Below are 26,376 nucleotides of genomic sequence, written 5' to 3'. Positions count from 1 at the left end.
CCCTTTGTTGCAACGCGGTCATAGGTAGGCACGTCTGGCGGGATGCGCAAGGGCTGCGCAAGGTCGCGGTTGATGAGCGGTAAACCCATGGCATCACAGGCACAGGTTGGCCGGCCCCCCTCGGCCCATCACGGCAGTGGCCCCGTGTCAGGGTTGCAAGCGGACTGGGCGGACCTCATAACTGCCTTGAGACCAACCAAGGGGCAGTGCGATGAGTGAGATTTCGGCGCGTAAGCGTATTTGGGGTTGGTGGTTTTTTGACTGGGCCAGCCAGCCCTATCACACGCTGTTGGTCACCTTTGTGTTCAGCCCGTTTTTTGCTGCTGTCGCTGCCGACTACTTTGTGACTCTCGGCACGGAAAGTGAGGCGGCCAAAGCGCAGGCGCAGACTTTGTGGTCGGCCTGTATGACAATAACCGGGCTGACGGTTGGGCTGTGTGCGCCCTTTGTGGGGGCCATGGCGGATGGGTCGGGGCGCAAGCTGCCGTGGATTTTCGCGTTCTCGGTCTTGTACGTGATTGGCGCGGCGGGGCTGTGGTTTATGGATCCGGCTGGCAGCAATCTTTACCTTATGGTGTTGAGCTTTGGGATCGGCTTCATCGGCGCCGAATTCGCGGCGATCTTTGTCAATGCGCAGCTGCCGTCATTGGGCAGCCGGTCAGACGTTGGCGCGATTTCCGGGTCAGGCTTTGCCTTTGGCTACCTTGGCGGCGTGCTGTCGTTGTTCATCATGCTGCTGCTGTTTGTGGAACAGGCAAATGGAAAGACACTGATTGGCCTGGATCCGATTCTGGGGCTGGATGCGACAGCCCGCGAAGGCACCCGCGCTGTTGGTCCCGTAGTCGCCCTTTGGTTTGCAGTTTTTATGCTGCCTTATGCCCTTTGGGTGCGTGACAAGCCACAAAGCGGGCCGCGTGTGGGTCCGCGCGAAGCGGTGGCCAAGGTTGTCCGCTCGCTGCAATCGCTGCGCCACCGCAAAAGTCTGGCGGCGTTTTTGGGCGGCTCAATGCTGTACCGGGACGGGCTGAACGGGCTTTATGCTTTTGGTGGGGTCTATGCGCGGCTGGTTCTGGAGTGGGAGATCACGCAGATCGGCATTTTTGGCATTGTTGCCGCGATTTCTGCCGCCGCCTTTAGCTGGCTTGGCGGTCTCGCGGATCGCCGGTTTGGGCCGAAACCTGTGATTATTCTGGCGATTTTGGTTCTGATGGCGGTTTGCACCGTGGTGGTCGGCATGTCGCGTGACCAAATTTTCGGCATCGCACTTGCCGAGGGGGCCACCCTGCCCGACACCGTGTTTTTCATCTGCGGCGTCTTGATCGGTGGGTTTGGCGGCATCCTGCAGGCCGCCAGCCGCACCCTGATGGTGCGCCACACGGCGCTGGAAAACGCGACCGAGAGCTTTGGTCTGTATGGGTTGTCGGGACGTGCCACGGCGTTTTTGGCCCCGCTTTTGATCGGTATTGCCACCGCAATCAGCGAAAGCGCGCGACTTGGTATTGCGCCGGTAATTGTACTCTTTGTGTTGGGACTTCTTCTGCTACGGTGGGTCCGAGCAGAAGGAGATCAGGTTTGAAAACACTACTTGCCTCTTTAATCATTCTCATCGGATTGATCAGCCCGGCACTGGCGCAGACACCCGCGAAACAGCTGTTCGGGGCCAAGGCCGACGGATCCGAACAACCCCCGGACCCGTTTGGATCCTACGCCAAAGGCTGTGTTGCGGGCGCCGTTGAACTGCCGGAAACCGGACCGACCTGGCAGGCAATGCGCCTGTCGCGCAACCGCAATTGGGGTCATCCCGAGGCGGTTGATTTCGTTCAGGACCTAAGCCGATTTGCAGCGCGCCAACAAGGGTGGGATGGCTTGTACATCGGTGACATCAGCCAGCCGCGTGGCGGGCCGATGCTGTCGGGTCACCGCAGTCACCAGATTGGTTTGGATATCGACATCTGGATGCGCCCGGCGGACCGGTTGAACCTGTCACAAAATGCGCGCGAGAACATCTCTTCGATCTCGATGCGGCGTTCGAACGGTGCCTTTGTGAACAGCAGCTGGACCCGTCAACACCATGAAATTCTGCGCGCCGCCGCCAAAGACAAGCGCGTGGCGCGCATTTTTGTCTTTCCCGGTGCCAAGGTCCAGATGTGCAAGGACGCCAAAGGGGACCGGCGTTGGCTGCGTAAAATTCGTCCCTGGTGGGGACATCATTATCATTTCCACGTTCGACTGGCCTGCCCACGGGGCGCACGCGGCTGTGTCGACCAAGCCGCCCCACCCAAGGGCGACGGCTGCGCGGACGCGCAACGCTGGGTCAATGACATTCTGAACCCGCCGCCGCCAAAACCAGTTGACCCCAATGCACCAAAGCCTACACCAAGGCGCGACTACACTCTTTCGGATCTTCCCCAACAATGCGCCGCCGTTTTGCAATCAAACTGATTTTTTCTATGATGCTGGGCGGCGGCCTTGCGGTTGCGGCCTATGCTGCGGGGCGATCAGGCGATGGCATGGGCCCTGCGCGTTTTCTCAGCAGCTATGTGCTGACCGCCAAGCCGAGCTGGTTCGGCGGGTTTTCCGCACTCGCCCTCGATGAGACCGGCCAACGGGTTGTCGTGCTGACGGATCGCTCGCATCTGGTTGGAGGTTTTGTCAAACGCACGGCGAACAAGATCGACCGTGTGACGTTTGACACCCATGTACATCTGCGCAACGCCGATGGGCAGATCATGCGCCACGACCGCGATTCAATCGACAGCGAAGGGATTGCGATTGGTCAAGACGGCGCGCTGTTTGTCTCTTTTGAGGGCAAGGCACGGGTGTCGCGCTACGCAGAGATCGACGGACAGGCCGAAGATCTGCCCCGAATCCAGGCCTTTGCCGCGTTGCAGGAAAACAAAGCGCTGGAAGCTTTGGCAATCGATCCCGCGGGGCGGCTGTATACATTGCCGGAAAAAAGCGCGGGCGCGGCCTTTCCGGTTTGGCGCTGGGATGGTGCCGACTGGCAGACCCCGTTTCATGTGGAAAAACGAAACGGGTATTTGCCCGTCGGTTTGGACATTGGACCAGATGGCCGGTTTTATTTGCTAGAGCGTAAATTCGTACTAATCGGATTTCGCAGCCGCCTGCGACGCTGGGATTTTGTCGGGGATGCCTTGCAAAACGAGACCGTTCTGTTGACCACACCGCTGCGCACCCATGACAATCTGGAAGGGCTGTCAGTCTGGCGCAGTACAGATGGAGATCTGCGGGCGACGATGGTGTCGGACAACAATTTCATGCCGTTTCAACGCAGCGAATTGGTCGAATACCAGCTGCCTGAGTGACCCAGGTCGCGCCACGGGCCGTGAGTTGATTTTCCCATCCGGCTTCGGTACAGGCACGGATCGGCCATCCTCCACGATCAAGTTGCCGCAACCTTGTTAAAACGGACCCTGTTCATGTCACGCACCTATCTGCCCGGCATCGCCGCTATGGCTGCCATCGTTGTTGCCTCCAATATTCTGGTTCAATTCCTGTTTGGGAGCTGGCTCACATGGGGGGCGTTCACCTATCCGCTTGCCTTTCTGGTGACGGATGTGATGAACCGCGTCTACGGCGTTTCGGCCGCGCGCAAAGTGGTGCTGGCGGGGTTTGTGACCGGGGTGATTTGTTCGCTGATTGGCAGTCAGATCATGTTGGAATTTGGCCCCGCCGTTCCCCTGCGCATCGCAGTTGCATCCGGAACGGCGTTCCTGATCGCGCAGCTGACAGATGTTGCCGTGTTCAACCGGTTCAACGCGGGTGTCTGGTGGCGCGCGCCGCTGATCTCGACCTTGGTGGGGTCTGCTTTGGACACTGCGCTCTTCTTTACCATCGCATTCTCAGCCTCGGTCACGGTGTTTGGTGCCAATGCGGACGCCGCGATCAATTGGTCCTGGGAGGCCGCGCCCTTTATGGGCGGAGGCGAAATGCTGCCGCTTTGGATCTCGCTTGCCTTTGCCGATTGGTGCGTAAAACTGACGCTGGCGCTGATCGCGCTTGTTCCTTTCCGCATCATCGTGGGGCGGATTACGGTACGTTCCACATGATTTTGTTTTGACATCTACCCATTCTGTGCAACGCTAAAGATACGCGTAACATTCAGAAAGGAGGTGCTCTAGTGTCTATTGGGAACTTGGAGATCGGTGTCGGAACAGTTTGGGAGGCACAAAGCTGAGGCAGTCCTTAGCGGCGTCAAATCCTAAATTGGTGACCGCCTAACCGGCGCACCTCCGAATACTCAAGAAGGGCTGTTCGTTGCGCAATTTCGAACAGCCCTTTTGTTTTGCCCTTTGCCACGGCCGCTTGTTAACGGCATAAACCGGTCAAAGGACCCCGTTTATGCTGCAAATCAACGATCAAATCACCATTCACGACTGGGAACTGACGGAACAGTTCATCCGCGCGTCAGGCCCCGGCGGGCAAAACGTGAACAAGGTTTCGACTGCGGTCGAACTGCGATTTGAGGCCGAACGCTCACCGTCCCTACCCCCTGCGGTCAAGAAACGTCTGCGCCGTCTGGCCGGTCGCCGCTGGACCAAGGAAGGCGCGTTGATCCTGTTTTGCGATGAAACCCGCAGCCAGGCGCGCAACCGCGATCTGGCCCGTGAACGTCTGACAGAGCTGATCCAAAAAGCGTTGGTCGTGCCAAAACGGCGGATCGCCACTAAGCCGACCCGGGGATCCGTGCAACGCCGTCTCACCGGTAAGAAGCAACGGAGTGAGGTCAAAAACCTGCGCGGTAAGGTTCAAGACGACTAAGCGCAATCTGCCCAAGGAGAGATGATGCAGCCCGGACCCAAAAATCTGATCACTGACGTTGCGGGGCTTTTGGTTGGCAACGCGCAGGACAGGCGGTTGAAATCGGGCACCACGGTTGTCACCGCAGACAAGCCTTTTACCGCAGCGGTACATGTGATGGGCGGCGCACCGGGCACGCGCGAAACGGACCTTTTGGCACCAGATAAATCCGTCGCGCAAGTGGACGCGCTGGTACTGTCCGGCGGCTCTGCCTTTGGCTTGGATGCCTGTTCCGGGGTGATGGATGGCCTGCACAAGGCCGGGCGCGGGTTTCGCCTGGGACCGGCAGTGATCCCCATTGTGCCGGGGGCGATACTGTTTGATCTGCTGAACGGTGGCAACAAGGATTGGCCGGAGAACCCCTATCGCGCGTTGGGGTTGCACGCTTTTGACCATGCTGGGCCTTCCTTTGATCTGGGCAGCCATGGTGCGGGCACCGGGGCCACAACTGCAACGCTCAAAGGCGGATTGGGCTCTGCCTCGCTGGTGCTGGACAGCGGTGTCACCGTGGCCGCGCTGGTTGCCGCCAATCCGATGGGGTCTGTCACCACCCGCGGTGAGCGGCATTTCTGGGCGGCCCCCTTTGAAATTGAGGGCGAATTCGGCGGCTTGGGACCTGATCCCGCGTCCGGTCTGGGTCGCGATCTGGACAGTCGCAAGCTGCGTGCGATGCGCAACCTGATCGATGGGCCGGTTGGGGATCGCACCAACACCACCATTGCGATTGTCGCCACCGATGCCAAGCTGAGCAAAGCCCAATGCCAGCGGGTTGCAACAGCGGCGCATGACGGGATCGCGCGGGCCATTGTCCCGGCCCATACGCCGGTGGACGGCGATCTGGTCTTTGCCCTAGCAACCGGCGACGCAACATCCGAGGACGAGGCATTGGCCGACATTTGCCACGCGGCAGCCCTGTGTTTGAGCCGGGCAATCGGGCGCGGGATCTTTCACGCGACGCCGGAAGACAACGATGTGTTGCCAGTTTGGTGCAAAAACACCCCATCCCCCTAGGACAGATTGTCCCGATCCGGCCAGTGCGACACTTTCGCGACCATCGTCGCGTTGACTCTAGGGGGGCAGAAGATCTTAAAGATTGCAGCCGGATTTACTGGAGCAAGCTGAAATGAAACGAATTTTGACAATCGCTGGAATGATCATGCTAGCCGCCCCTGCCTTTGCTGCCGGGGACATTGAAGCGGGCGAGAAGGGCTTTAAGAAGTGCAAAGCCTGCCACATGGTCGTGTCCGATGCAGGTGAGACGATTGTAAAAGGTGGCAGGACCGGGCCCAATCTGTACGGTATTGCAGGGAAAACCCTGGGCACCGTGGCGGGCTACAAATACGGCAAATCCATTGTTGCCGCTGGTGAAGCAGGCGCCGTTTGGGACGCTGAAAGCTTTGCCACGTATACCGCCGACCCGACTGCCTTCCTCAAGGAAGCAACCGGAGATTCCAAAGCCAAATCCAAGATGTCGTTCCGCCTGAAAAAAGGTGCCGAGGACATCTATGCCTATTTGGAGAGCGTCGCCGCAGAGTAATCTGTGCGGATCGCCGGTGCATTTGGCAGCGGTCAAAACCTATCACACATAAGCCGCGACCACTGGCCGCGGCTTTTCTTGTGCCAGAATGGATGTTCGCCTGTTAACCTATCTGTCTCATTCGGCCCCGTTGGCCTGTGCAAAATGTTCTGGACCTGACCCTCTCATGAGCCATGTCATCCCAGCTTGGGTAAATGGAAAGTTGCAACCGGTGGAAAAGATCGCAGCCCATGAACAGGGTCTGCGCCACAAGGCGGTATCGGTGTTTGTGGTGCAGTCCGGTCGTATCCTGATGCAGCGCCGGGCGATGGCCAAATATCACACGCCGGGTTTGTGGGCGAACAGCTGCTGCACCCATCCCAATTGGAACGAAGAACCCGTGGCCTGTGCAATGCGCCGTCTGCGCGAAGAGCTGGGCATTGGCGGGTTGTATCCGGAATTTCGCCACCGGTTGGAATACCGCGCGGATGTTGGCAGCGGCATGATCGAACATGAAGAGGTCGACGTGTTTCTGGCCCACGCGCATCGCCCGATCCAGGTCAAGATCAATCCGGATGAGGTCATGGAAACCCGCTGGGTGGATTATCACGATCTACAGGCCGAAGTGGTCCGCCACCCGGAACGGTTTACCCCCTGGCTGAAGATCTATCTGGCGGATTATGCCGATGTGATCTTTGGACCGGACTTGCAAATCTGAGCCCTGACAGGCGGTTAGCGAGTGACCGCGATATTGTCGATCAAACGCACCCCATCCAGCCAAACGGCGGCCAACAGGCGCGCGGGTTTGGCGGTATCGGTCACCGGTTGGAGGGTTTGTGCGCAGCGCAGGTCGAAATATTCGACCTCTCCAAAACCGGCGGCGGCCAGCTGGTCCAGCGCGGCTTGCTGCAAAACGGTCCAGTCCTGACCCCGTTCCAGTTGCGTGGCAGCCTTTGTCATCAGCTCATACAATTTGGCGGCGCGCGCCTTTGCTTCCGCTGACAAGCGCATATTGCGCGATGACATAGCCAGGCCTGACGCCTCGCGCACGGTAGGGCAGCCGATCACGTCAATCGGGATGTTCAGATCGCGCGCCATGCAGCGCACCAACATCAGCTGTTGATAGTCTTTTTCGCCAAAGAAGGCCCGTTGTGCGCCGGTCATCAAAAAGAGTTTGGCAACTATGGTAGACACGCCGTCGAAATGGCCGGGACGAAAAGCGCCTTCCAACACGTCGCTCACACCGCTGACGGACACCGTGGTGGCATAGCCATCGGGGTAGATTTCATCCGCTTCCGGCACAAAAACCGCGTCGACGTCATAAGGTGCTAGCTTTTCCGCGTCGCTTTGTTCGGTGCGCGGGTATTTGGCCAGATCTTCGGGGTTGTTGAACTGTTTCGGGTTCACAAAGATGGTGACAATGGCCCGGTCGCAGGCGGCTTTGGCGGCTTTGACCAGCGACAGATGCCCATCGTGCAGCGCGCCCATGGTTGGCACCACACCAACGGTTTCCCCAGCAAGGATCCAGGTTTTGTGTTGCGCGCGGAGATCGGACAGCGCGCGCACAATCGGTGCGCTCATTTGCCAGTGCCCTTGTTCGCAGTGCCCTTTTTCGCAGGAGCCTGATCGGCAAACACATGTTCCGGCGCGGGAAAGCTTCGCGCGCGGACTTCGGCGGCGTATTCGGCAATTGCAGCCTCGGCCGCGTCGCCAAGGTCCGCAAAGCGTTTTACGAATTTGGGCTTGAAGGCGGTGAAAAAGCCAAGCATGTCGTCCACCACTAGGATCTGCCCATCGCAGCCTGCGGATGCGCCAATGCCGATAGTTGGCACCGAAATCTCAGCCGTTATGCGATCCGCAAGGGACGCGGGCACTTTTTCCAGAACAACGGAAAACGCGCCGGCCCGTTCGATCGCTTTGGCATCGGCCATGATCTGATCGGCGGCGTCATCACGGCCCTGAACCTTGTAGCCGCCCAGCGTATTGACGGACTGCGGCGTCAGGCCGATATGCGCCATCACCGGAATGCCGCGTTTGACGAGGAAGCGGATGGTCTCTTCCATCTCGACCCCGCCTTCAAGCTTGACGGCCGCAGCACCGGTTTCATTCATCAGCCGTGCGGCGTTTCGGAAGGCCAGCGCCGGGCCTTCCTCATACGAGGCAAAAGGCATGTCGATGACCATCATCGCGCTGCTCAACCCACGGGCCACAGCCTGGCCATGCATGATCATCATTTCCATCGTGACCGACAAAGTTGAGGCCATGCCGTGCAGCACCATCCCGACGCTGTCGCCGACCAAAACGATGTCGCAATGGGCGTCCATGAAACGCGCCATTGGCGTGGTATAGGCGGTCAAGCTCACAAGGGGGCCTCCCCCTTTGCGCGCTCGAATGTCCTCGGCATTCGGAGCTGATTTTCGGGCCGTCGCGCTCATTGGCGGTCCTCCAGGCGGCTGCGGTTGGCGTGACCTATCAATTTCGCGCGGATATTGCCAGTGGCCTGAACGTCGCGACGTCTGCAGCGCGGCGGGACGTATTTTCAAAGGCGAATTTACGCCATTTCAAGAAAGTTGTTTATTTTCATAGTGTTTCTTTGATCCCGTGGGTCAAGCAGTCGGTTTCGATCCACGTGGATCACAGATACCGTAGAAATACCCGGAGGATAATTTCGGCAGGGTTTCTGCATTTTCACAGCCCACGCACGGCCCGAAGATGGGCAATACGTTCGGTGATTTCGGCACGTATGGGACCATCGCGCGGCGCGTCCTGTAGGGTTGTGAACCAATGTTCAGGCGGGTTACGGCCCAGGCGATGACCGTCAAAACGCAAACTTCGCAAGACCTTTTGAGCGGATTCCGGCAACAGGCTGGGGATCTGAAATCCGTTCAACACCCCCCAGATCCCGGTCCAAAGGCGCGCAACGGACCACGGATTATAGCCGCCGCCGCCCAGAACCAGCAAACGGGGCGCTTTACCCATGAGGCTGCGCAATACATCCCAGTGGGCGTTGTTCGACAGGGCCAGATGCGCCAATGGATCCTCGACCACAGCATCAGCGCCGCATTGCAGGACAATCGCATCCGGTTCAAACCGTTCTATCAACGGCAGCACCAAAGCCTCACGCGCCAAGGCCATTTCGCTGTCGTTGAAACCACGCGGCACCGGCAGGTTGACGGCTGAACCGCCTGCGGTTTCCTCAAGCCCGCCAGTGCGCGGCCAAAGGTTTTCCTCGTGGATGGAGATCATCAACACATCCGGATCGCCCCGAAACCCGACCTCCACCCCGTCGGGATGATGGGCGTCGATGTCCAGATATACGATCCGCCGCACCCCGTTGTGGCGCAGCGACAACATGCCCAGCACCGGGTCATTGAGATAGCAAAACCCGTTCGCCCGGTCTGGCATTCCGTGATGGGTACCGCCAGCAGGTGCATAGATTTGCCCGCCCTTTGCCAAAAGCTCTCCGGCCAGGATGGAGGCTCCAGCCGAGGTTGCAGGGCGGCGATACATCTCGGTGAAGACCGGGTTTGAATGGGTGCCCAGATGATGGCGCGCACATATCTGGGGAGAGACGATTTGTGACTTCTCCGCCTCTAATAACGCGGTGACGTAATCGGGATCATGCCATTGGCGCAATGCGGCCGGTTTTGCCCGTGGCGAGCGGATAAACACATCCGGATCGAGCCACCCCAAGGCGCGGGACAGATCCATAACGGATGAAACACGCGGCACCCTGAGCGGATGCGACGTGCCATAGCTGGAAAGGCGATAAATGTCGTGGCCGATGAAATGCGGGCGTTGAAGCATAAAGCAGATCTATCGCGAAGTCGGACAGATCCAAATGACAATTAAATTCAGGATTAAAGAATTTGATCCACGGTCATTGAATGCCAACAGAATCGGGCAAAACAGATGAGATTGGTGACACCGATGTATAACACATCGCCAACCGGGCCGGTATTCGGGCAGGATCACGGGGTTGATCTGCACCCCATCGCGCCGGAAGAACAGCCGCGGTTTTTGCCGGTAATTGCCCGGTATCTGATGGAGATTGCACCTTCCGCGGACCAAGACGTGATCAAGAAATCGCGCCGTGTTCTGAACCGGCAAGACCACCGCAGTTTCTGGCTGCGCAATGGGCAGGCTGATCTGGGGTTTGCCATTGTCCTGTTGCTGCCGGAGGGGCAAGCGGAGCTGTCTGATTTCACCATCTTTCCACAATTTCGACGATACGGCTTTGGCAGAGCCGCAGCGACGCAGCTTTTGACCCGGTTTCCCGGTCAATGGCGGATGGGGGTGTCCAGCGCCTCTCCGGATGCGGCGGCGTTTTGGGGCACCTGCCTTAGCTCAATGCCAAATGTGGCCAAGGTGAAGACCGGCGCGCCGTTTACTGCCTGTCAGAGCAAGAGCTTTAACTTCTGGGTGAGTGCCAACTAACCCCACCTGGCGCGGGGCTGGATCGGTGGTCAGACAATGACATCGATGCTTTCCTGCACGCCGACCTTAAAGACCCGTTTGTAACGTGCGATCTCTTCTGCGGGGCCCATGGCTTTTTCCGGGTTGTCGGAGAGCTTGACCGTTGGTTTTCCATTGGCCGAGACCGCTTTGCACACCAATGAGAATGGTGCGAGCCGGTCGTTGGGGACCAAATCGCGGAAATCATTGGTCAACAGGGTGCCCCACCCAAAGGAGATCTGCACCCGGCCTGCAAATTGCGCCTGCAAGTCTTCCATTTTGCCAACGTCCAAACCGTCGGAAAAGATCACCCGTTTGGACGATGGATCTTCGCCGCGTGACTGCCACCATTGGATCGCGCTTTCGGCACCGGTGGCCGGATCGCCGCTGTCGATGCGAATACCGGTCCAGCCTGCCAGCCAATCGGGTGCGCGGTCCAGGAACCCTTGGGATCCATAGGTGTCGGGCAACAGAATGCGCAGGTTGCCTTCGTGTTCGTCATGCCAATCCGACAGGACGTCATAGGGGGCCTGAGCCAGATCGGCGTCATTTTCCGCCAATGCGGAATAGACCATGGGCAGCTCGTGGGCGTTGGTGCCGATCGCCTCAACCTCGCGCCGCATCGCGATCAAACAGTTGGATGTTCCGGTAAAGCGTGAGCCGAGACCCTCGATCATGGCTTGGACGCACCAGTCCTGCCACAGGAACCCATGCCGCCGCCGGGTGCCGAAATCGGCAATCGACAGATCCCGAACCTCGCGCAGGCGTTCAATTTTTTCCCACACGCGGGTCATTGCGCGTGCATAAAGAACCTGCAGTTCGAACCGACCCATCTCGTTTATGACGGCGCGCGACCGCAGTTCCATCAAAACCGCCAAGGCCGGGATTTCCCACAGCATGACCTCGTGCCATTTGCCTTCAAAGGTCAGCTCGTATTGATCGCCTTTGCGTTCCAGATGATAGGGCGGCAGGCGCAGGTTTTCGAACCATTCCATGAAATCGGATCGGAACATCTGGCGTTTGCCATAGAACATGTTACCGCGCAGCCAGGTGCTTTCTCCGCGGGACAGGGAGAGCGAGCGGATGTGGTCCAATTGCTCGCGCAATTCACCCTCGTCGATCAGTTCGGCCAAGGGCACATCGGTGGATCGGTTAATCAGAGAGAATTTGACATGGGTGTTTGGACGGTTGCGAAACACCGACTGACACATCAGCAGCTTATAGAAATCCGTGTCGATCAATGAGCGGACAATCGGGTCAATCTTCCACTTGTGATTGTATACGCGTGTCGCGATGTCCAACATGTCGTCTTACCTACTGTTTCGCTCCGTTCTTAGGCTAGCATCAGTAGCATCGTAAAGTGAATGTGCCGGAGTTTCCGTGCGTCGTTGTTTGATCGCGTCCTGCAAATTGGCCAAAAGCGCTTTGCGGCTCACTGGTTTGGACAGGAAATCATCCATGCCAGCGTCAAAACAGGCGGCGCGGTCTTCTTCGAAAGCGTTTGCTGTCAGAGCCACGATATGGGGTTGCGGGATGTTCAATTCGCGAATGGCGCGCGTGGCTTGCAGGCCGTTCACATTTGGCATCGAAAGATCCATCAGGATAATCTCCGGCTCCAGCGCCTTGGCCATGTCGATCGCTTGTTCACCGTCGACCGCAAAACCAAGCTTGGCGCCGCTGTCCTTGAGGAACTTTTGCACCAACACGCGGTTCACCTGATTGTCTTCGGCCACCAGGATCCGAACATCCGACAATGCGCCCTGCGGGTTTGCTTCACTGTCCTCGGGCTCTGTCGTTTCCTCACCTGCAGCGAGGATCAGTTTTGTGGTAAAACAGGACCCATGCCCGGGTTGCGAGGTTATCGTGATCTCGCCGCCCATCGCCTGAGCCAGACGTTGCGAAATTGTGAGGCCAAGCCCCGTGCCGCCAAACCGTCGGGAGGTCGCTGCATCCGCTTGTGAGAAACGTTCGAAAATGCGTTCTTGGACCTCGGCAGGTACGCCAATCCCGGTATCAGAGATATCAAAGGACAGGTGCGGCGTGTCATTTTCAACAATACAACCCACTTCAACGCGAACGCCGCCGTCGCTGGTGAATTTAATCGCATTGCCCACGACGTTCATGAGGATCTGGGTGATCCGGCGATCATCGCCGCATAGATATTTGGGCACCTCCTCCGCAACGTCCAAGGTCAGAGCGATGCCCTTTTCCTCTGCCAAGGGTGACAGAATGGTCATGGCCGTTTCAAAACAACGGCGGACGTCAAAATTCACCGGGGTTAAGGTCACGTCGCGGGCTTCCATTTTGGACAGATCCAAAATGTCATTGATCAAGGCTAGCAAAGACCGTGCAGAGCTGTGAATGGTTTCCGCATAGTTGCGCTGGTCATCATCCAGCCGCGTGTGTTCCAACAGCTGCGTCATGCCGATCACACCATTGAGCGGGGTGCGGATTTCGTGGCTCATGATCGCCAGAAATTCCGCTTTGGAGCGCGCGCCTTCTTCGGCTGCTTTGCGTGCGCATTCTAGCTCTTCTTCATGCTCTTTGGTGGCGGTGATGTCGCGCTCAACGGAAATCACACTCTCCATTTGACCCAAGCCGTTCATCATTGGAACCTGGCTGACTTCAAGCCAAATTCGCTGCCCGTCCTTTCGTTGGCTCAACACGACAGCGCGCACCGGCTGACCTGACAGAAGTTTTGCGTTCATTGCATCGACCGCTGGCATATCAGTCTCAGGACAATTCAAAAGAGCGCCGGGACGATGGCCTAGAGCCTCTTGCTCGGTGTAACCCGTGACGCGGCTGAAGCTCTCGTTCACCCAAGTAATTTTGAGCTCGCGATCGACAATCATGACGCTGTCGTTAGCTGTTTCTGCGACCAGCGCCAGCCGGCGCGCTTCGACCTGTTGCGCGTACATTTTCGCATAGGCGTCCTGCAGTTCCCGTTGCTGGGTGACCAGTTTCAGCTCTGTTTTGCGCCGCCGTTCATGGCGAGCCTTCATCAGGCGCGCCTGCCAAATCGTCACGAGACCAAAGAGGACGAGCCCGACGATTTCCAGCGGATGATCACTTGCCCTCAGCAAAACCTCAGGTGGGCCGGCGACAAAAATTGCCATCACCACCGCAAAATTTACCGCCGCACGGGCCGCAATCGGGATTGGGTTCAAAGGGTAGAACATCATATAGGCGACGCTTGCGCCCATCAGCAGATACATCGAAGAGATCGGCTCCCAATGCACATGATGTTCCATCATGGTTACTGTACAGTAATAGGCCAATATTCCGACGGCAGCTGCGTAACAAAGGGAGTCAACCAACCCCACAATCAGACTCATCCGCTTTGCGCGTCGCTCATCCAACTCCTCAACCGGAGTGTTCAGCATCCGCTTCATATAAAGCGTCTCAACCAGATCGCCGGCGACGATCAAAGCGAAGCAATACAGAGCAACCTCGTAGATGGTGTAGTAGACAAAGTACAGGCACCACACACACGTGAAGAGTAGGCGTGTTTTCAGATGGTCTACCTTGTGGCCTGCGTAACGTTGCAACAAACCGGCGGCGCTGTATCGTCTGTCATGTTGGGCGACCTGGCGAGTTGCGTCTGTCATCGTTGGGATCTTCCTCAGTTTGCGACCGAATTAGATAAATATTCTATTTATTACTCGTTACTTTTGATCACGCCCCGCTACAATGAAACCCCCGCGGATTGCATGTTGGTCAATGCCGCGTCCAGCGCGCCATCCAGATCAATCGCGCGACAAGCGTTCAGATCAACGGCGACGTCATAGCCAAGCCGCGCGGCATCCTGGGCGGAAAAGGCGACACAGAAATCCGTTGCGAGACCCACAAGTGTGAGCCGCGAGATCCCGCGTTCCTGAAGGTAGCCATGCAGGACCGTCACGGTTTTTTGGTCGTTTTCAAAAAACGCCGAATAGCTGTCGATGGCCGTGCGAAAGCCTTTGCGCAGGATCAGATCGGCGTCCGTGCGCAGATCGCCATGAAACGCCGCGCCATCTGTGCCTTGCACACAGTGATCGGGCCACAAAACCTGTGTCCCATAGGCCAGTTCGGTGGTCTCAAACGGCGCTTTTCCGGGATGGGCGCTGGCAAAGGACTGGTGCCCGGCGGGATGCCAATCCTGCGTCAAAATCACCGTATCATATTGTTCCATCAGTGCATTGATCGGCGCGACCACGGCCTCTCCCTCCGGGACGGCCAATGCGCCATCCGAGCAGAAGTCGTTTTGAACATCGATAACTAACAGAGCTGCGGTCATTGGCTGCTTTCCTCTCCTCAGAGATTTTCTGTGAAACATCGCAACACTACAGGAATCTTCGCCGACCTGCTTGCGTCACGCAACCGTAAATCATGTAAGTAAGATATGTTATTTTCTGAACACATTTGACCCGGATACTGCGCATCACCCGTGTTTGTAGCGCTTGAAATACGGCTCAGAGCGATTTAATGGCGGGACATGTACACAATCGCTGCTCTCTACCACTTCACCCGCTTTGAAGACCCCGCCGACATCAAACCGGCGCTTCTGGACCTGTGCGTTGCGCAGGAGGTCAAAGGATCGCTCCTGTTGGCTAAGGAAGGTATCAACGGGACAATTGCTGGTCCGCGTGCGGGTATCGACGCCGTTCTGGCCCATATCAAGGCGCTGCCCGGCTGTGCGGACCTGGAATGGAAAGAAGCAACCAGCGACCACCCGCCCTTTGGCAAGATGAAAGTCCGGTTGAAAAAAGAGATCGTCACCATGGGCCAACCCGATGTTGATCCCCGTGCACGTGTCGGCAATTACATCGAACCGCAGGATTGGAACGACCTGATCCAGCAGGACGATGTTGTGGTGATTGACACTCGGAACGACTACGAAGTTGCCATTGGCACCTTTGAAGGCGCGGTGGATCCCAAGACCGTGAGCTTTGGCGATTTTCCGGCCTGGTGGGAAGAGAACCAGACGCGGTTTCACAACAAACGTGTGGCGATGTTCTGTACCGGTGGCATCCGCTGTGAAAAATCCACCAACTATCTGTTGGGTCAGGGGATCGAGGATGTTTACCACCTAAAAGGCGGGATCCTGCGTTACTTGGAAGAAGTACCCGCCGAACAAAGCACCTGGCAGGGCGAGTGTTTCGTCTTTGACAATCGTGTTTCCGTTGGTCACGGGCTGGAAGAAGGCCCGCACCTGTTGTGCCATGGATGTCGCCGCCCAATCCTGCCCGAAGATATGGAACGTCCCGAGTTTGAGCTGGGCGTATCCTGCCATCAATGCGCGCATGAGACCACCGAGGCCGACAAAGCACGGTTCCGGGAGCGCCAAAAACAAATCCGGCTTGCCCGCGAGCGGGGTGACAAAACCTATGCCGGAAACCCGCTGTAGCAACTGAATTCAAAAAGAAAAAGCCCGCAACCAAACGGTTGCGGGCTTCTCTTTATTGAAAAGGCCTCCGCCGACCGCGCGCCTTGGGCACAGGCCACGCCGCCAATCTGGTGTCTTAGAAATCCAGGTTTTCCACGCTCAGCGCGTTTTTCTGGATGAACTCGCGGCGTGGTTCGACCACATCGCCCATCAGTTTGGTGAACAGATCATCGGCTTCCACACTGTCGTCCACGCGCACTTGCAACAGGGTGCGTGCGTCCGGGTCCAGGGTAGTTTCCCACAGCTGACCCGGGTTCATCTCTCCCAGACCTTTGTAGCGCTGCAGGCTCAACCCTTTTTCGCCTTCGTCCAGGATCGCCTTGAGCAGGCTCAGAGGACCGTGAATGGCCTGATTGCGGTCTTTGCGCTGCAACACGGCGCTGCTGCCATAGATCTCTTGCAGGCTGGCGGTAAAGCTGCCGGTTTTGCGGGCCTCACCAGAGCGCAGCATTGGGCCGTCCAGGGTGCGCACCTCTTCGACGCCGCGCAGAATACGTGCCAGGCGAATGCCGTGATCCTGGGTGATCCGACCTTGCCAGCCACGTTCGTATTCCAGCGCAATCTGGTCGAGACGCGCGGCAACTTTGTCGGCGACCCCTTGCAAATCCGCATCAACGGCGCCCGGTACAAAGGCACCCGCCACGGCTGCCTGTTCCAAAATGGATCGCGGGTAATGTGTTGGAAACGCGTCCAAAACTCGTTTCAACTGGCGTGCCTCATCGACAACACGGGTCAGGTCAGCACCGGCAACTTCGGCCCCGTTGCCCAGTTTCAGCACCGCGCCTTCGACACCTTGGTTGATCAGATATTCATCCAGAGCGCTCTGATCCTTGAGGTAAACCTCGGACTTGCCACGCGCCACTTTGTACAGGGGGGGCTGCGCGATATAGAGGTAGCCGCCTTCGATCAGTTCCGGCATCTGGCGATAGAAGAAGGTCAGCAACAGGGTCCGAATGTGGGCCCCATCGACGTCCGCATCGGTCATGATGACGATCTTGTGGTAGCGCAGCTTTTCGATGTTGAATTCATCGCGCCCAATGCCGGTGCCAAGCGCCATCACCAGGTTGCCGATTTCCTGGCTGGAAAGCATACGATCAAACCGCGCGCGTTCCACGTTCAGGATCTTACCACGCAGCGGCAGGATCGCCTGTGTTTGGCGGTCGCGACCTGTCTGTGCGGAGCCGCCCGCAGAGTCACCCTCCACCAGGAAGACTTCGGTTTTGGATGGGTCTTTTTCGGAGCAGTCTTTCAGCTTACCAGCGAGGAAGTTCACATCCATCGCGGTTTTGCGCCGCGTCAGCTCACGCGCCTTTCGGGCGGCTTCACGGGCCAGCGCGGCCTCGATGATCTTGCCGACCACCTGCTTGGCGACATTGGGGTTCTCTTCGAACCATTCTGCCAGTTTCTCGTTCAGCAGGCTTTCGACAACCGGACGCACCTCGGACGAGACGAGCTTGTCTTTGGTCTGGCTGGAGAACTTGGGGTCCGGCACTTTGATCGACAAGACGCAGGACAGGCCCTCACGCGCGTCGTCGCCGGTAAAGGAGATCTTCTCCCGTTTGGCGATGCCGGTGGCCTGTGCGTAGTTGTTGATGGTCCGGGTCAAAGCGCCCCGGAAACCGGCCACGTGGGTGCCGCCGTCCTTTTGAGGGATGTTGTTGGTGAAGGGCAGCACCGTTTCGTGGTAGCTGTCGTTCCACCACATGGCGATTTCAACGCCAATGTCGTCTTTCTCACCCTTGATATAGATCGGAGCGTCCATCACAGGCGTTTTGGAGCGATCGAGGTATTTTACAAACTCGTTGACGCCGCCTTCATAGAAAAGCTCGGATTCCAGACGTTCCGCGGGGCGTTCATCCACCAGAACGATCCGCACGCCAGAGTTCAGGAACGCCAATTCGCGCAGACGTTTTTCCAGGGTCTCAAACACGTATTCCAGGTTCGAGAATGTGTCGGTGGAGGCCAGGAACCGCACTTCGGTTCCGGTGCGATCACCGCAGTCTCCCACAACTTCGAGGTGTTTGACGGTGTCGCCACGCTCAAACCGCGCGATGTGCTCCTTGCCGTTGCGCCAAACACGCAATTCCAGCCAATCCGACAGCGCGTTTACAACCGAGACGCCCACACCGTGCAGACCGCCGGACACCTTGTAGGAGTTGCTGTCAAATTTACCGCCGGCGTGCAGCTGGGTCATAATCACCTCAGCCGCAGAGACGCCTTCTTCGGGGTGAATATCAACCGGGATGCCGCGACCGTTGTCGCCAACAGAAACACTGGAATCCGCGTGGATTTTGACGGTAACAGCGTCCGCGTGACCGGCCAGCGCTTCGTCGATGCCGTTGTCGACAACCTCATACACCATGTGGTGCAGACCCGAGCCGTCATCCGTGTCACCGATATACATGCCAGGCCGTTTACGCACGGCCTCCAACCCCTTGAGAACTTTGATGGAATCAGCGCCATATTCTGCTGGGGTTTGCTCGTTCTCGGACATTCACAATTTCCTGCTGTAGCTTTCCGATTTTATACGAATTTCACACTGGAATGTCACGCGCAGTGGCTCGATTTTCTCGGCAAATTCAAGCTGTTTTCGCCGGACCTTATGCGGCGCGGACCACGGAATGGCCGTCTTCTTCGGCCACTTCGAAAACCTGCGCGCGTTTTTCGATCTCAGCAAAGAGTTCGGGACCGGTGCCGGTCATCCAGGCCTGCACGCCAAGGGCGCAGATCTCGTCATAGAGCGCCGCGCGACGGCCTGCGTCCAAATGGGCGGCCACTTCATCCAGAAGCAGAATAGGCGGGCCGCTGCCTTGCGCCATCAACGCACGCGCATTGGCGAGAATGAGAGAGATCAACAGCGCCTTCTGCTCACCCGTGGAGCAATCCTTGGCAGGCAACGCCTTGGTGCGATAGGTGCCCAGCATATCGGTTCTGTGGGGGCCAATCAGGGTGCGCCCGACAACAAGATCGCGAAACCGGCTTTCTTCCAATGCGGCCTGAAAATCCGCCGCACCCAGCGGCATGTCGCCATCAGATTGCAGCAGCTCCAATTCCGCAGTGGGAAAGCCGGTCTGGGCGCTGTCCTGCGCCTGATGCAGATAATCGATGGCGTTCAGGCGGGCCTGGTGGATGCGGTGCCCAGCCTCGGCCATTTGCTGTTCGACAACCCGGTACCACACCGGATCACGGACCTCTTGCTTCAACAGCTTATTGCGCTCCCGCATGGCTTTTTCATAGGTCAGCGTAGCCTCGGCATGATCGGGCGCAAAACTGAGGGCGACACGGTCGAGAAAACGCCTGCGCCCTTCGGCGCTTTCGATCCACAGACGGTCCATCGCAGGCACCAGCCAGACAACGCGCGCGATCTCACCCAATGCGATTTGATTGCTGGACTTATTGTCGATCTTGACCTGCCGGGCGGCACCGGTTTCGGACCAGGTCTCAATCTCATAGTTCTGCGTACCACTGCGCAAGACGCCGCTGAGCTTCCAGCCCAAAGCCTCGGGTTTGCGGGCCATATCGGCGGCGCTGGCGCGTCGGATCCCGCGACCCGGGGAAAACAACGACACAGCCTCAAGCACATTGGTCTTGCCGGCGCCGTTATTTCCATAAAGCGCAACAGGGCGACCGTCCAAATGAAGTTCCGCCCGCAAATGCGAGCGGAAATGAGACAGGGATAAGGAGGTCAGCGCACGCAAGGAACTGCGCTCCCTTTCATCTTTTCCAAAATACTTCCGCCGGAGGCAGTGCCGTCAGGCACTTTAAACGCGCATCGGCATCACGACGTAGACCGCGCTTTCGTCGCTGCCTTCGCGCATCAGGGTTGGATCACCGGACGAGTTGAACATGAAGACCGCATTTTCGCGATCAACCTGATTGGCGATCTCCAGCAGGTATTTCGCGTTGAAACCGATATCGAGATGTTCATCGCTATAAGCAACTGCCAGCTCTTCTTCGGCGGCGCCGCTGTCGGGTGCATTGACGGACAGGATCAGTTGATCTTCGCTCAGCTGAAGTTTGACCGCGCGCGAGCGTTCCGAAGACACGGTTGCCACGCGATCAACGGCCTTGGCGAATTCGCTGGCGTCCACTTCCAGGCGGCGCGTGTTGCCGACCGGGATCACCCGCGTGTAGTCCGGGAAGGTGCCATCAATCACTTTAGATGTCAGGGTGATATTGGGCGTGGCAAACCGCACTTTGGTTTCCGAGACCGAGACGGCGATGTCCATCTCGTCATCATCAAGCAGCTTACGCAGCTCACCCACGGTTTTGCGCGGAACAATTACGCCCGGCATGTCTTCGGCACCCGCAGGTACGTCTGCATCAATACGCGCCAGACGGTGACCATCGGTTGCAACGCAGCGCAGAACACGTCCGCCAGTGCTACCGTCCGAGACATGCATATAGACGCCATTCAGATAGTACCGCGTCTCTTCGGTTGAGATTGCGAATTTGGACTTGTCGAACAGGCGGCGCAGAACGGCGGCGTTTGCGGCAAAGTTCGACTGGTATTCTGATGTCGCCATCACCGGGAAGTCCTCGCGCGGCAGGGTCGCCAGCGAGAAGTTCGACCGCCCCGCCTCAACCGTCAGACGGCCGGTGGCCGCATCTGCGGTCAGCGTGACCAATGCGCCATCTGGAAGCTTGCGCACAATCTCGTGCAAGGTGGTTGCGGCAACCGTGGTGGCGCCTGCGCGCTCTACCTGTGCCGTTGCCTTGTCCACCACTTCGATGTCGAGGTCAGTGGCGCGGAATTGCACCGTGTCACCTTCGGCTTCGATCAGCACATTCGCCAGGATCGGAATGGTATTGCGGCGTTCCACAACGGACTGCGCCTGAGCCACAGCCTTTAGAAGGGTGCCACGTTCGATACTGATCTTCATATCTATCATTCCTTTCGTCTGGCTTTACCAGCAGCCCGTCGCCAAGCCGGGAGGTCACGGTAACCTTTTGCGTCCCCATGACAAGACTTTATTCGATTTCTCCAATTGTAGATGACCAGCGTCAAGGGGCCAAAGACCGCTATTGTGCAGAAGCGCGGCATTCGTGGCTTTCCGGCTGTATTCACAACGTAAAAACGACCCTGATTGGGATCAGAGTCGTTTCAAAATCAAACAAAGCGGGGATCGGTTACGCTTCCAAGGAGCGGCGCAGCATTTCCACGTCTTCTGCGATCTGACCGTCGACCTGTTTCAGCTCTTCGATCCGCTTCACACCATGCATTACGGTGGTGTGGTCGCGACCGCCAAACCGGCGTCCAATCTCGGGCAATGACCGGCTGGTCAGCTGCTTGCAAAGATACATCGCGACCTGACGCGGACGCGCATAAGAACGCAGGCGTTTGGGGCCGATGATGTCGGACATGCGGATATTGTAGTACTCCGATACTTTGCGCTGAATTTCCTCAACGGTGATTTTGCGTTCCGAGGCGCGCAGAACATCCGCCAGGCAGTCCTGCGTCAGCTCCATGTCGATCTCACGCCCGACCAAGGATGCGAATGCAAACAGGCGGGTCAACGCGCCTTCGAGGACACGGACATTGGTTGAGATGCGATGCGCCAGAAATTCCAACACCCCATCCGCGATCTTGAGATCGGGGAAGGTTTGGCGGTGCTGCTGAACCTTGGTCTGCAGAATGCCCAGACGCAATTCGTAGTCGGTTGGGTGCAGATCAACCACAAGGCCACACTGAAGACGCGATTTCACACGATCTTCCAGCTCTTTGATCTCACCGGGGGCGCGGTCGGCAGAGATAATGATCTGTTTGTTCTGATCCACAAGCGCGTTGAACGTATGGAAGAATTCTTCCTGCGTGGAATCCTTGCCCGCGATGAACTGCACGTCATCTACCATCAAGACGTCAACTGAGCGGAAAAGATGTTTGAAATCCATCATCTTGCGTTCGCGCAGAGCCTGCACAAAGCGGTACATGAACTGCTCTGCCGAGAGATACAGAACGTTGAGATCGGGATTGGAGCGTTTCAGCTCCCATGCGATCGCGTGCATCAGGTGCGTTTTACCCAAACCCACGCCACCATAAAGGACAAGCGGGTTGAATGTCACCGGGCCTGCTTCGCCGACGCGCCGGGCAGCGGCATGCGCCAGTTCATTGGGCTTGCCCACAACAAAAGTGTCAAAGGTGAACCGCGGATCCAGCGGGGCCGCCTGCAAACCTTCCAATGTGTCCTTACCTGCGGACCGCTGTTCAGACGCAGCAGGTGCCGGTGTATCTGCCGATTCTCTTCGGGTTGCGGACACAGCAACATCCGTGTCGCCGTCGGAGCCTTGAATCACTTCAAAAAGAGGCTGCCCAGACGCCGCAGGGCGGTTTGGGGAGTTTACCGCAACATTAAACGCCAAACGTTGAACATGTTCACCTGACATATTCAATTCGTGCAAAATCAGATCAGAGAAATTCTGCCCGACATAGTTGCCCATAAAATTGGTGGGCACATTAAAAACAGCGATTCCATCGTCCAGGTTCTGCAGCTCAAGCGGCTCGATCCAAGTCGTAAAATTGTTTTGTCCGACTGTCTTTAACAATCTTTGTCTGACACTGCCCCATTTATCGTTCGTCATTATTCGCCTCTCGCGTCCCCACGTGCCGCGGCCTCTTTGGGCCTATCGTTTCGTCCCGTACCCATTATTGGGTTTTGACACGCAAAAAGGATCTCTGTGCCGAAAGACTGGTGTCTTTCTAGCCAGAGGATACGATCCCTCTTACCTGTCTAATTTTTTAAGCAATGGATGACCGTTATCACCCTGCAACAATTCACGAGCGAAGTATCCTTAAACGACGTCCCGACATCCCTGGTGGTCAAAAACACAACAGAGACAACGCACTATATGGCTGCGCAAAAACAAGCGCAGTCATCGATGTCATTTTTGGATCTCAGTGGAAACCACTTCGGCAGCAAGTCCCCCAGCGCATGAATCGCTCAATATTGGTAGCAATTTTGAGTGGGAGACAGCAACGAAACTATGATGTTGACTCTACCTTTGGTCAGAAAGAATCTCTGCCCTTTGCGATAAGTTTTTGTCCTCATGGAAAAAAAAGAAGCGCCGCAAATCGCAGCGCTTCACAAATTTGTGGTACCTAAACCGTAGCCTAGCAGAGTTGTATAAGAATCAACCCAGCGCTTTTACGCGGGACGCCAGGCGGGATACTTTACGAGACGCAGTGTTCTTGTGGTAAACGCCTTTGGTCACACCACGCATCAGCTCGGGTTGGGCAGCGCGCAGAGCGGCAGTTGCCGTTTCCTTGTCACCAGATTCGATTGCTTCTTCAACGTTACGTAGGAAAGTGCGGATGCGCGAACGACGGGCTTTGTTTACCGCGAAACGCTGTTCATTCTGACGTGCGCGTTTCTTGGCCTGAGGCGAATTTGCCATGATGTGGACCTCTACAGGGTTTGTGTTCTTTGAAGGCGCAATGCCAACCAACCCCGGGTCCGGTCACCGGTGTGATTCTAGCCTAGGCGGGCTGCACGCGCATGTATGACGGCGATGTGTATCCACATATGTATGGAATTGCAAGCCCCACATCCGGCAATGCAAAAGGCCAACCCTTGGGCTGGCCTTGCACGTGGGTATGACCCGGAATTATCCGGTATCGATCACTTGTCGCGGAACTGCGCTTCGCGTTTTTCAAGGAAGGCACCCATGCCTTCTTTTTGATCTTCGGTCGCAAACATCGAGTGGAACAGGCGGCGTTCGTACAGAAGACCTTCGGCCAGTGGCACTTCAAAGCTGCGGTTCACGGCTTCTTTGGTCGCGGTCAAGCTCAGCTGTGACTTCTCGGCGATCTTTTGCGCAGCGCCTGTTGCCTCATCCATCAGCTTTTTGGCGGGCACGATACGGGACACGAGGCCAGAGCGTTCGGCTTCGTCGGCCCCCATGAAACGACCCGTAAGGTTCATATCCATCGCCTTGGATTTGCCAATGAACCGCGTCAGACGCTGGCTGCCGCCCATACCTGGCATAACACCCAGGTTGATTTCAGGTTGGCCGAATTTGGCGGTGTCAGAGGCAATGATGAAATCGCACATCATGGCCAGTTCACAACCACCGCCTAGCGCATAGCCAGACACCGCAGCAATGATCGGCTTGCGGATCGAAGTGATGCGATCGCTGACCTTGGCGAACAGATCTTCGCTGTAGACGTCGACAAAGCTCTTTTGCGACATCTCCTTGATGTCAGCGCCCGCAGCAAAGGCTTTCTCAGACCCGGTCGCGATGATGCAGCGCACCTTCTCGCTTGCATCGGCTTCTTCCAGGGCGGTCGCAAGCTCTGACAACAGTTCGGTATTGAGCGCGTTCAACGCCTCCGGGCGGTTCAGTTTTATGACGCAAACATGGTCCTGCACGTTGACGTTAATCGTCTCATATGCCATCGGGCTTTGCTTTCGATTGTTCCGTTTAGGGTCGATTTCTTACCACGCGCGCAGCTCGGATCAAGTTATCTTTGGCATTGACTGCAATAGAAGGTTGAGCGTCCAGATTGGGTCATTCGCGTGATTTCACCCTCACATTTCTCCCTACGGCACGGCTCTCCCTCCCTGCCGTAAACATCGAAACTATGCTGAAAATATCCAAGTTCTCCATTGGCTTGGCGGAAATCCTTGAGCGAAGAACCGCCTGCCTTTATTGCACCCTGTAACACTTCGCGAATGACCGGAACGAGGCTCGCAATCTGTGTTTTCGCTAATTCGCGTGCCTTGCGTTTCGGCGAAATTTCGCACCGAAACAGGGTCTCACACACGTATATATTACCAAGACCAGCGATGATTCCCTGATCCAAGAGGGCTGATTTGATCGGCGTGTTGCGTGTTTTCAGGGCTTCAATCAGGTAATTTTCATCAAAAGAGTTGCCCAAAGGCTCCGGTCCCAGGACCGCTAAAAGCTTGTGATCTTCCACCCCATCGGTCGCAATCAAATCCATCGCGCCAAAGCGTCGCGGATCGTTAAAGGTAACCCGTGCCCCGTTGTCCATGTCAAACACCACGTGGTCGTGTTTTTGATGCGCCGGGTGGTCATGTACAAACTGACCCAAAGGATCACCCGATACGGTCATCCGCCCAGACATACCCAAATGCACCAGCAAGGTCTCACCGCGATCCAGCTCTGCCAGGATGTATTTGGACCGTCGCCGCAGCGCCAAAACACGGGCGCCGGTCAACCGTTCTGACATGTTGTCAGGAAAGGGCCAACGCAGGTCTGGGCGGTTGATCTGTGCGGTCGAAATCACTGCACCTTCCATCGAAGGCGCCAAACCTCGCATCACGGTCTCGACCTCGGGCAGTTCAGGCATTACATCGCTCCTGCAACAGATGACGGTGGGCCGCATTGTGCCGCCCGAATTGCGCTCTATAACTGGGGCGAACCAAAGGAAACGGCAAGCCAAATGACCGAGACGCAGGACAACACCACCCATTTTGGATTTGAAACCGTGCCCGAGCATGAAAAGGCCGGGCGTGTACAAGGGGTCTTTAACTCGGTTGCCTCGAAATATGACATTATGAATGATGTCATGAGCGTTGGCATCCACCGCGTCTGGAAAGATGCGATGATGGACTGGCTGGCGCCACGTCCGGGGCAAAAGCTGTTGGATGTGGCTGGCGGCACCGGCGATATCTCTTTCCGGTTTTTGAAACGTGCAGGATACGGCCATTCAACCGTGCTGGATCTGACGCGCCCCATGCTGGAAGAGGGCCGCAAACGCGCCGAGGCCGAACAGATGGCCGACAGTCTGGATTGGGTCACCGGTGACGCCATGGCTTTGCCGTTTCAGGACAATACGTTCGACGTCTACACGATCTCCTTTGGCATTCGGAATGTGACGCGTCCCTTGGAAGCGTTGAAAGAAGCCTATCGCGTGCTGAAGCCCGGTGGACGGCTGATGGTTCTGGAATTCAGCCAGCTGCCCAATGAGGGGCTGCAAAAGCTTTATGACCTATACTCGTTCAACGTCATTCCGCGCATGGGCAAGCTGATCGCCAACGATTACGACAGCTATCAATATCTGGTGGAATCGATCCGCAATTTCCCCGATCAGGACACATTCTTGGGCATGCTGCGCGAAGCCGGGTTCGAGAACGCCAAGTATCGCAACCTCTCCCTGGGCATTGCGGCACTGCACTCTGGCTGGAAGATCTGATCC

The 26,376-nt window shown here is 57.1% G+C and carries 24 protein-coding genes; 11 read left to right on the top strand and 13 right to left on the bottom strand.

Going from position 1 to position 26,376, the window contains the following annotated elements:
- Positions 1 to 211 precede the first annotated feature (211 nt).
- The 8 genes from KMP13_RS05030 (at position 212) to idi (ending at position 7,055) form a co-directional block, all read left to right on the top strand.
- Positions 212 to 1,576 (top strand): MFS transporter, encoded by a 1,365-nt coding sequence (locus KMP13_RS05030; protein ID WP_215264465.1) that lies wholly within the window; start codon positions 212 to 214, stop codon positions 1,574 to 1,576.
- Positions 1,573 to 2,442, top strand: a complete 870-nt coding sequence (gene mepA / locus KMP13_RS05025; protein ID WP_215264464.1) for a penicillin-insensitive murein endopeptidase — start codon at positions 1,573 to 1,575, stop codon at positions 2,440 to 2,442. The genes KMP13_RS05030 and mepA overlap by 4 nt, the downstream gene beginning before the upstream one ends.
- Complete coding sequence (locus tag KMP13_RS05020) at positions 2,415 to 3,326, top strand: esterase-like activity of phytase family protein (RefSeq protein ID WP_215264463.1); 912 nt, start codon at positions 2,415 to 2,417, stop codon at positions 3,324 to 3,326. The genes mepA and KMP13_RS05020 overlap by 28 nt, the downstream gene beginning before the upstream one ends.
- Before the next feature lie 114 nt (positions 3,327 to 3,440).
- Positions 3,441 to 4,070, top strand: coding sequence for a queuosine precursor transporter (locus KMP13_RS05015; protein WP_215264462.1), 630 nt, complete (start codon positions 3,441 to 3,443; stop codon positions 4,068 to 4,070).
- A 292-nt stretch (positions 4,071 to 4,362) separates the two neighbouring features.
- On the top strand, positions 4,363 to 4,782 hold the full coding sequence (arfB, locus tag KMP13_RS05010; RefSeq protein ID WP_215264461.1) for an alternative ribosome rescue aminoacyl-tRNA hydrolase ArfB: 420 nt from the start codon (positions 4,363 to 4,365) through the stop codon (positions 4,780 to 4,782).
- A 24-nt stretch (positions 4,783 to 4,806) separates the two neighbouring features.
- On the top strand, positions 4,807 to 5,832 hold the full coding sequence (locus tag KMP13_RS05005) for a P1 family peptidase (protein WP_215264460.1): 1,026 nt from the start codon (positions 4,807 to 4,809) through the stop codon (positions 5,830 to 5,832).
- 112 nt (positions 5,833 to 5,944) lie between these two features.
- Entirely contained in the window at positions 5,945 to 6,358 is a 414-nt protein-coding gene (locus tag KMP13_RS05000) for a c-type cytochrome (protein WP_215264459.1), read from the top strand.
- 166 nt (positions 6,359 to 6,524) lie between these two features.
- Positions 6,525 to 7,055, top strand: a complete 531-nt coding sequence (gene idi / locus KMP13_RS04995) for an isopentenyl-diphosphate Delta-isomerase (protein WP_215264458.1) — start codon at positions 6,525 to 6,527, stop codon at positions 7,053 to 7,055.
- Between the two features lie 14 nt (positions 7,056 to 7,069).
- Here idi and panC read toward each other — a convergent pair whose 3' ends face one another.
- From panC to KMP13_RS04980, 3 genes are all read right to left on the bottom strand, one after another.
- Complete coding sequence (gene panC, locus KMP13_RS04990; RefSeq protein ID WP_215264457.1) at positions 7,070 to 7,918, bottom strand: pantoate--beta-alanine ligase; 849 nt, start codon at positions 7,916 to 7,918, stop codon at positions 7,070 to 7,072.
- Positions 7,915 to 8,772, bottom strand: a complete 858-nt coding sequence (gene panB, locus KMP13_RS04985) for a 3-methyl-2-oxobutanoate hydroxymethyltransferase (RefSeq protein ID WP_215264456.1) — start codon at positions 8,770 to 8,772, stop codon at positions 7,915 to 7,917. The genes panC and panB overlap by 4 nt, the downstream gene beginning before the upstream one ends.
- Before the next feature lie 253 nt (positions 8,773 to 9,025).
- Entirely contained in the window at positions 9,026 to 10,144 is a 1,119-nt protein-coding gene (locus KMP13_RS04980) for an acetoin utilization protein AcuC (protein ID WP_215264455.1), read from the bottom strand.
- A gap of 123 nt (positions 10,145 to 10,267) precedes the next feature.
- On the opposite strand from KMP13_RS04980, the gene KMP13_RS04975 reads away from it, so the two are divergent.
- A complete protein-coding gene (locus KMP13_RS04975) occupies positions 10,268 to 10,774 on the top strand; it encodes a GNAT family N-acetyltransferase (protein WP_251363682.1) in 507 nt (168 codons plus the stop codon).
- 29 nt (positions 10,775 to 10,803) lie between these two features.
- Here the strand turns inward: KMP13_RS04975 and pncB are convergent, their stop codons facing one another.
- The 3 genes from pncB to pncA form a co-directional block, all read right to left on the bottom strand.
- Positions 10,804 to 12,096, bottom strand: a complete 1,293-nt coding sequence (gene pncB / locus KMP13_RS04970; RefSeq protein ID WP_215264454.1) for a nicotinate phosphoribosyltransferase — start codon at positions 12,094 to 12,096, stop codon at positions 10,804 to 10,806.
- A 6-nt stretch (positions 12,097 to 12,102) separates the two neighbouring features.
- Positions 12,103 to 14,400, bottom strand: a complete 2,298-nt coding sequence (locus tag KMP13_RS04965) for an ATP-binding protein (RefSeq protein WP_215264453.1) — start codon at positions 14,398 to 14,400, stop codon at positions 12,103 to 12,105.
- A gap of 77 nt (positions 14,401 to 14,477) precedes the next feature.
- The gene (gene pncA, locus KMP13_RS04960) at positions 14,478 to 15,068 is read right to left on the bottom strand and encodes a bifunctional nicotinamidase/pyrazinamidase (protein ID WP_215264452.1); all 591 of its coding nucleotides are present in this window, start codon (positions 15,066 to 15,068) and stop codon (positions 14,478 to 14,480) included.
- Between the two features lie 198 nt (positions 15,069 to 15,266).
- Between pncA and KMP13_RS04955 the strand changes: the two genes are divergently transcribed.
- Positions 15,267 to 16,178 (top strand): rhodanese-related sulfurtransferase, encoded by a 912-nt coding sequence (locus KMP13_RS04955; RefSeq protein ID WP_215264451.1) that lies wholly within the window; start codon positions 15,267 to 15,269, stop codon positions 16,176 to 16,178.
- A 115-nt stretch (positions 16,179 to 16,293) separates the two neighbouring features.
- Here the strand turns inward: KMP13_RS04955 and gyrB are convergent, their stop codons facing one another.
- The 7 genes from gyrB to mutM form a co-directional block, all read right to left on the bottom strand.
- Positions 16,294 to 18,711 (bottom strand): DNA topoisomerase (ATP-hydrolyzing) subunit B, encoded by a 2,418-nt coding sequence (gyrB, locus tag KMP13_RS04950; protein WP_215264450.1) that lies wholly within the window; start codon positions 18,709 to 18,711, stop codon positions 16,294 to 16,296.
- Positions 18,712 to 18,817: 106 nt separating this feature from the next.
- Entirely contained in the window at positions 18,818 to 19,915 is a 1,098-nt protein-coding gene (gene recF, locus KMP13_RS04945) for a DNA replication/repair protein RecF (RefSeq protein WP_215264449.1), read from the bottom strand.
- A 63-nt stretch (positions 19,916 to 19,978) separates the two neighbouring features.
- Positions 19,979 to 21,100 carry a DNA polymerase III subunit beta gene (dnaN, locus tag KMP13_RS04940; RefSeq protein ID WP_215264448.1) on the bottom strand — a complete coding sequence of 374 codons (1,122 nt, stop codon included), beginning with the start codon at positions 21,098 to 21,100 and terminating at the stop codon, positions 19,979 to 19,981.
- 247 nt (positions 21,101 to 21,347) lie between these two features.
- Positions 21,348 to 22,796: a chromosomal replication initiator protein DnaA gene (gene dnaA, locus KMP13_RS04935; protein ID WP_215264447.1), complete on the bottom strand. Its 1,449-nt coding sequence runs from the start codon at positions 22,794 to 22,796 to the stop codon at positions 21,348 to 21,350.
- Positions 22,797 to 23,345: 549 nt separating this feature from the next.
- Positions 23,346 to 23,609, bottom strand: a complete 264-nt coding sequence (rpsT, locus tag KMP13_RS04930; protein ID WP_215264446.1) for a 30S ribosomal protein S20 — start codon at positions 23,607 to 23,609, stop codon at positions 23,346 to 23,348.
- 224 nt (positions 23,610 to 23,833) lie between these two features.
- The gene (locus tag KMP13_RS04925) at positions 23,834 to 24,610 is read right to left on the bottom strand and encodes an enoyl-CoA hydratase (RefSeq protein ID WP_215264445.1); all 777 of its coding nucleotides are present in this window, start codon (positions 24,608 to 24,610) and stop codon (positions 23,834 to 23,836) included.
- Between the two features lie 65 nt (positions 24,611 to 24,675).
- Entirely contained in the window at positions 24,676 to 25,527 is an 852-nt protein-coding gene (gene mutM, locus KMP13_RS04920) for a bifunctional DNA-formamidopyrimidine glycosylase/DNA-(apurinic or apyrimidinic site) lyase (RefSeq protein WP_215264444.1), read from the bottom strand.
- A 93-nt stretch (positions 25,528 to 25,620) separates the two neighbouring features.
- Here mutM and ubiE point away from each other — a divergent pair, with 93 nt between their 5' ends.
- The gene (gene ubiE, locus KMP13_RS04915) at positions 25,621 to 26,373 is read left to right on the top strand and encodes a bifunctional demethylmenaquinone methyltransferase/2-methoxy-6-polyprenyl-1,4-benzoquinol methylase UbiE (protein ID WP_215264443.1); all 753 of its coding nucleotides are present in this window, start codon (positions 25,621 to 25,623) and stop codon (positions 26,371 to 26,373) included.
- Positions 26,374 to 26,376: the final 3 nt, after the last annotated feature.

The sequence above is a fragment of the Epibacterium ulvae genome, assembly GCF_018678075.1.
Taxonomy (GTDB): domain Bacteria; phylum Pseudomonadota; class Alphaproteobacteria; order Rhodobacterales; family Rhodobacteraceae; genus Epibacterium; species Epibacterium ulvae_A.
The sequence above is the reverse complement of the archived record's forward strand: the minus strand, read 5'-3'. Positions and strand labels throughout refer to the sequence as shown.

What these genes read in the sequence shown, in the direction of transcription:
- KMP13_RS05030 (WP_215264465.1), top strand. Translation starts at nt 212, where the DNA reads ATGAGTGAGATTTCGGCGCGTAAGCGTATTTGGGGTTGGTGGTTTTTT.
- KMP13_RS05020 (WP_215264463.1), top strand. Translation starts at nt 2,415, where the DNA reads ATGCGCCGCCGTTTTGCAATCAAACTGATTTTTTCTATGATGCTGGGC.
- KMP13_RS05015 (WP_215264462.1), top strand. Translation starts at nt 3,441, where the DNA reads ATGTCACGCACCTATCTGCCCGGCATCGCCGCTATGGCTGCCATCGTT.
- arfB (WP_215264461.1), top strand. Translation starts at nt 4,363, where the DNA reads ATGCTGCAAATCAACGATCAAATCACCATTCACGACTGGGAACTGACG.
- KMP13_RS05005 (WP_215264460.1), top strand. Translation starts at nt 4,807, where the DNA reads ATGCAGCCCGGACCCAAAAATCTGATCACTGACGTTGCGGGGCTTTTG.
- KMP13_RS05000 (WP_215264459.1), top strand. Translation starts at nt 5,945, where the DNA reads ATGAAACGAATTTTGACAATCGCTGGAATGATCATGCTAGCCGCCCCT.
- idi (WP_215264458.1), top strand. Translation starts at nt 6,525, where the DNA reads ATGAGCCATGTCATCCCAGCTTGGGTAAATGGAAAGTTGCAACCGGTG.
- panC (WP_215264457.1), bottom strand. Translation starts at nt 7,918, where the DNA reads ATGAGCGCACCGATTGTGCGCGCGCTGTCCGATCTCCGCGCGCAACAC.
- panB (WP_215264456.1), bottom strand. Translation starts at nt 8,772, where the DNA reads ATGAGCGCGACGGCCCGAAAATCAGCTCCGAATGCCGAGGACATTCGA.
- KMP13_RS04980 (WP_215264455.1), bottom strand. Translation starts at nt 10,144, where the DNA reads ATGCTTCAACGCCCGCATTTCATCGGCCACGACATTTATCGCCTTTCC.
- KMP13_RS04975 (WP_251363682.1), top strand. Translation starts at nt 10,268, where the DNA reads ATGTATAACACATCGCCAACCGGGCCGGTATTCGGGCAGGATCACGGG.
- pncB (WP_215264454.1), bottom strand. Translation starts at nt 12,096, where the DNA reads ATGTTGGACATCGCGACACGCGTATACAATCACAAGTGGAAGATTGAC.
- KMP13_RS04965 (WP_215264453.1), bottom strand. Translation starts at nt 14,400, where the DNA reads ATGACAGACGCAACTCGCCAGGTCGCCCAACATGACAGACGATACAGC.
- pncA (WP_215264452.1), bottom strand. Translation starts at nt 15,068, where the DNA reads ATGACCGCAGCTCTGTTAGTTATCGATGTTCAAAACGACTTCTGCTCG.
- KMP13_RS04955 (WP_215264451.1), top strand. Translation starts at nt 15,267, where the DNA reads ATGTACACAATCGCTGCTCTCTACCACTTCACCCGCTTTGAAGACCCC.
- gyrB (WP_215264450.1), bottom strand. Translation starts at nt 18,711, where the DNA reads ATGTCCGAGAACGAGCAAACCCCAGCAGAATATGGCGCTGATTCCATC.
- dnaN (WP_215264448.1), bottom strand. Translation starts at nt 21,100, where the DNA reads ATGAAGATCAGTATCGAACGTGGCACCCTTCTAAAGGCTGTGGCTCAG.
- dnaA (WP_215264447.1), bottom strand. Translation starts at nt 22,796, where the DNA reads ATGACGAACGATAAATGGGGCAGTGTCAGACAAAGATTGTTAAAGACA.
- rpsT (WP_215264446.1), bottom strand. Translation starts at nt 23,609, where the DNA reads ATGGCAAATTCGCCTCAGGCCAAGAAACGCGCACGTCAGAATGAACAG.
- KMP13_RS04925 (WP_215264445.1), bottom strand. Translation starts at nt 24,610, where the DNA reads ATGGCATATGAGACGATTAACGTCAACGTGCAGGACCATGTTTGCGTC.
- mutM (WP_215264444.1), bottom strand. Translation starts at nt 25,527, where the DNA reads ATGCCTGAACTGCCCGAGGTCGAGACCGTGATGCGAGGTTTGGCGCCT.
- ubiE (WP_215264443.1), top strand. Translation starts at nt 25,621, where the DNA reads ATGACCGAGACGCAGGACAACACCACCCATTTTGGATTTGAAACCGTG.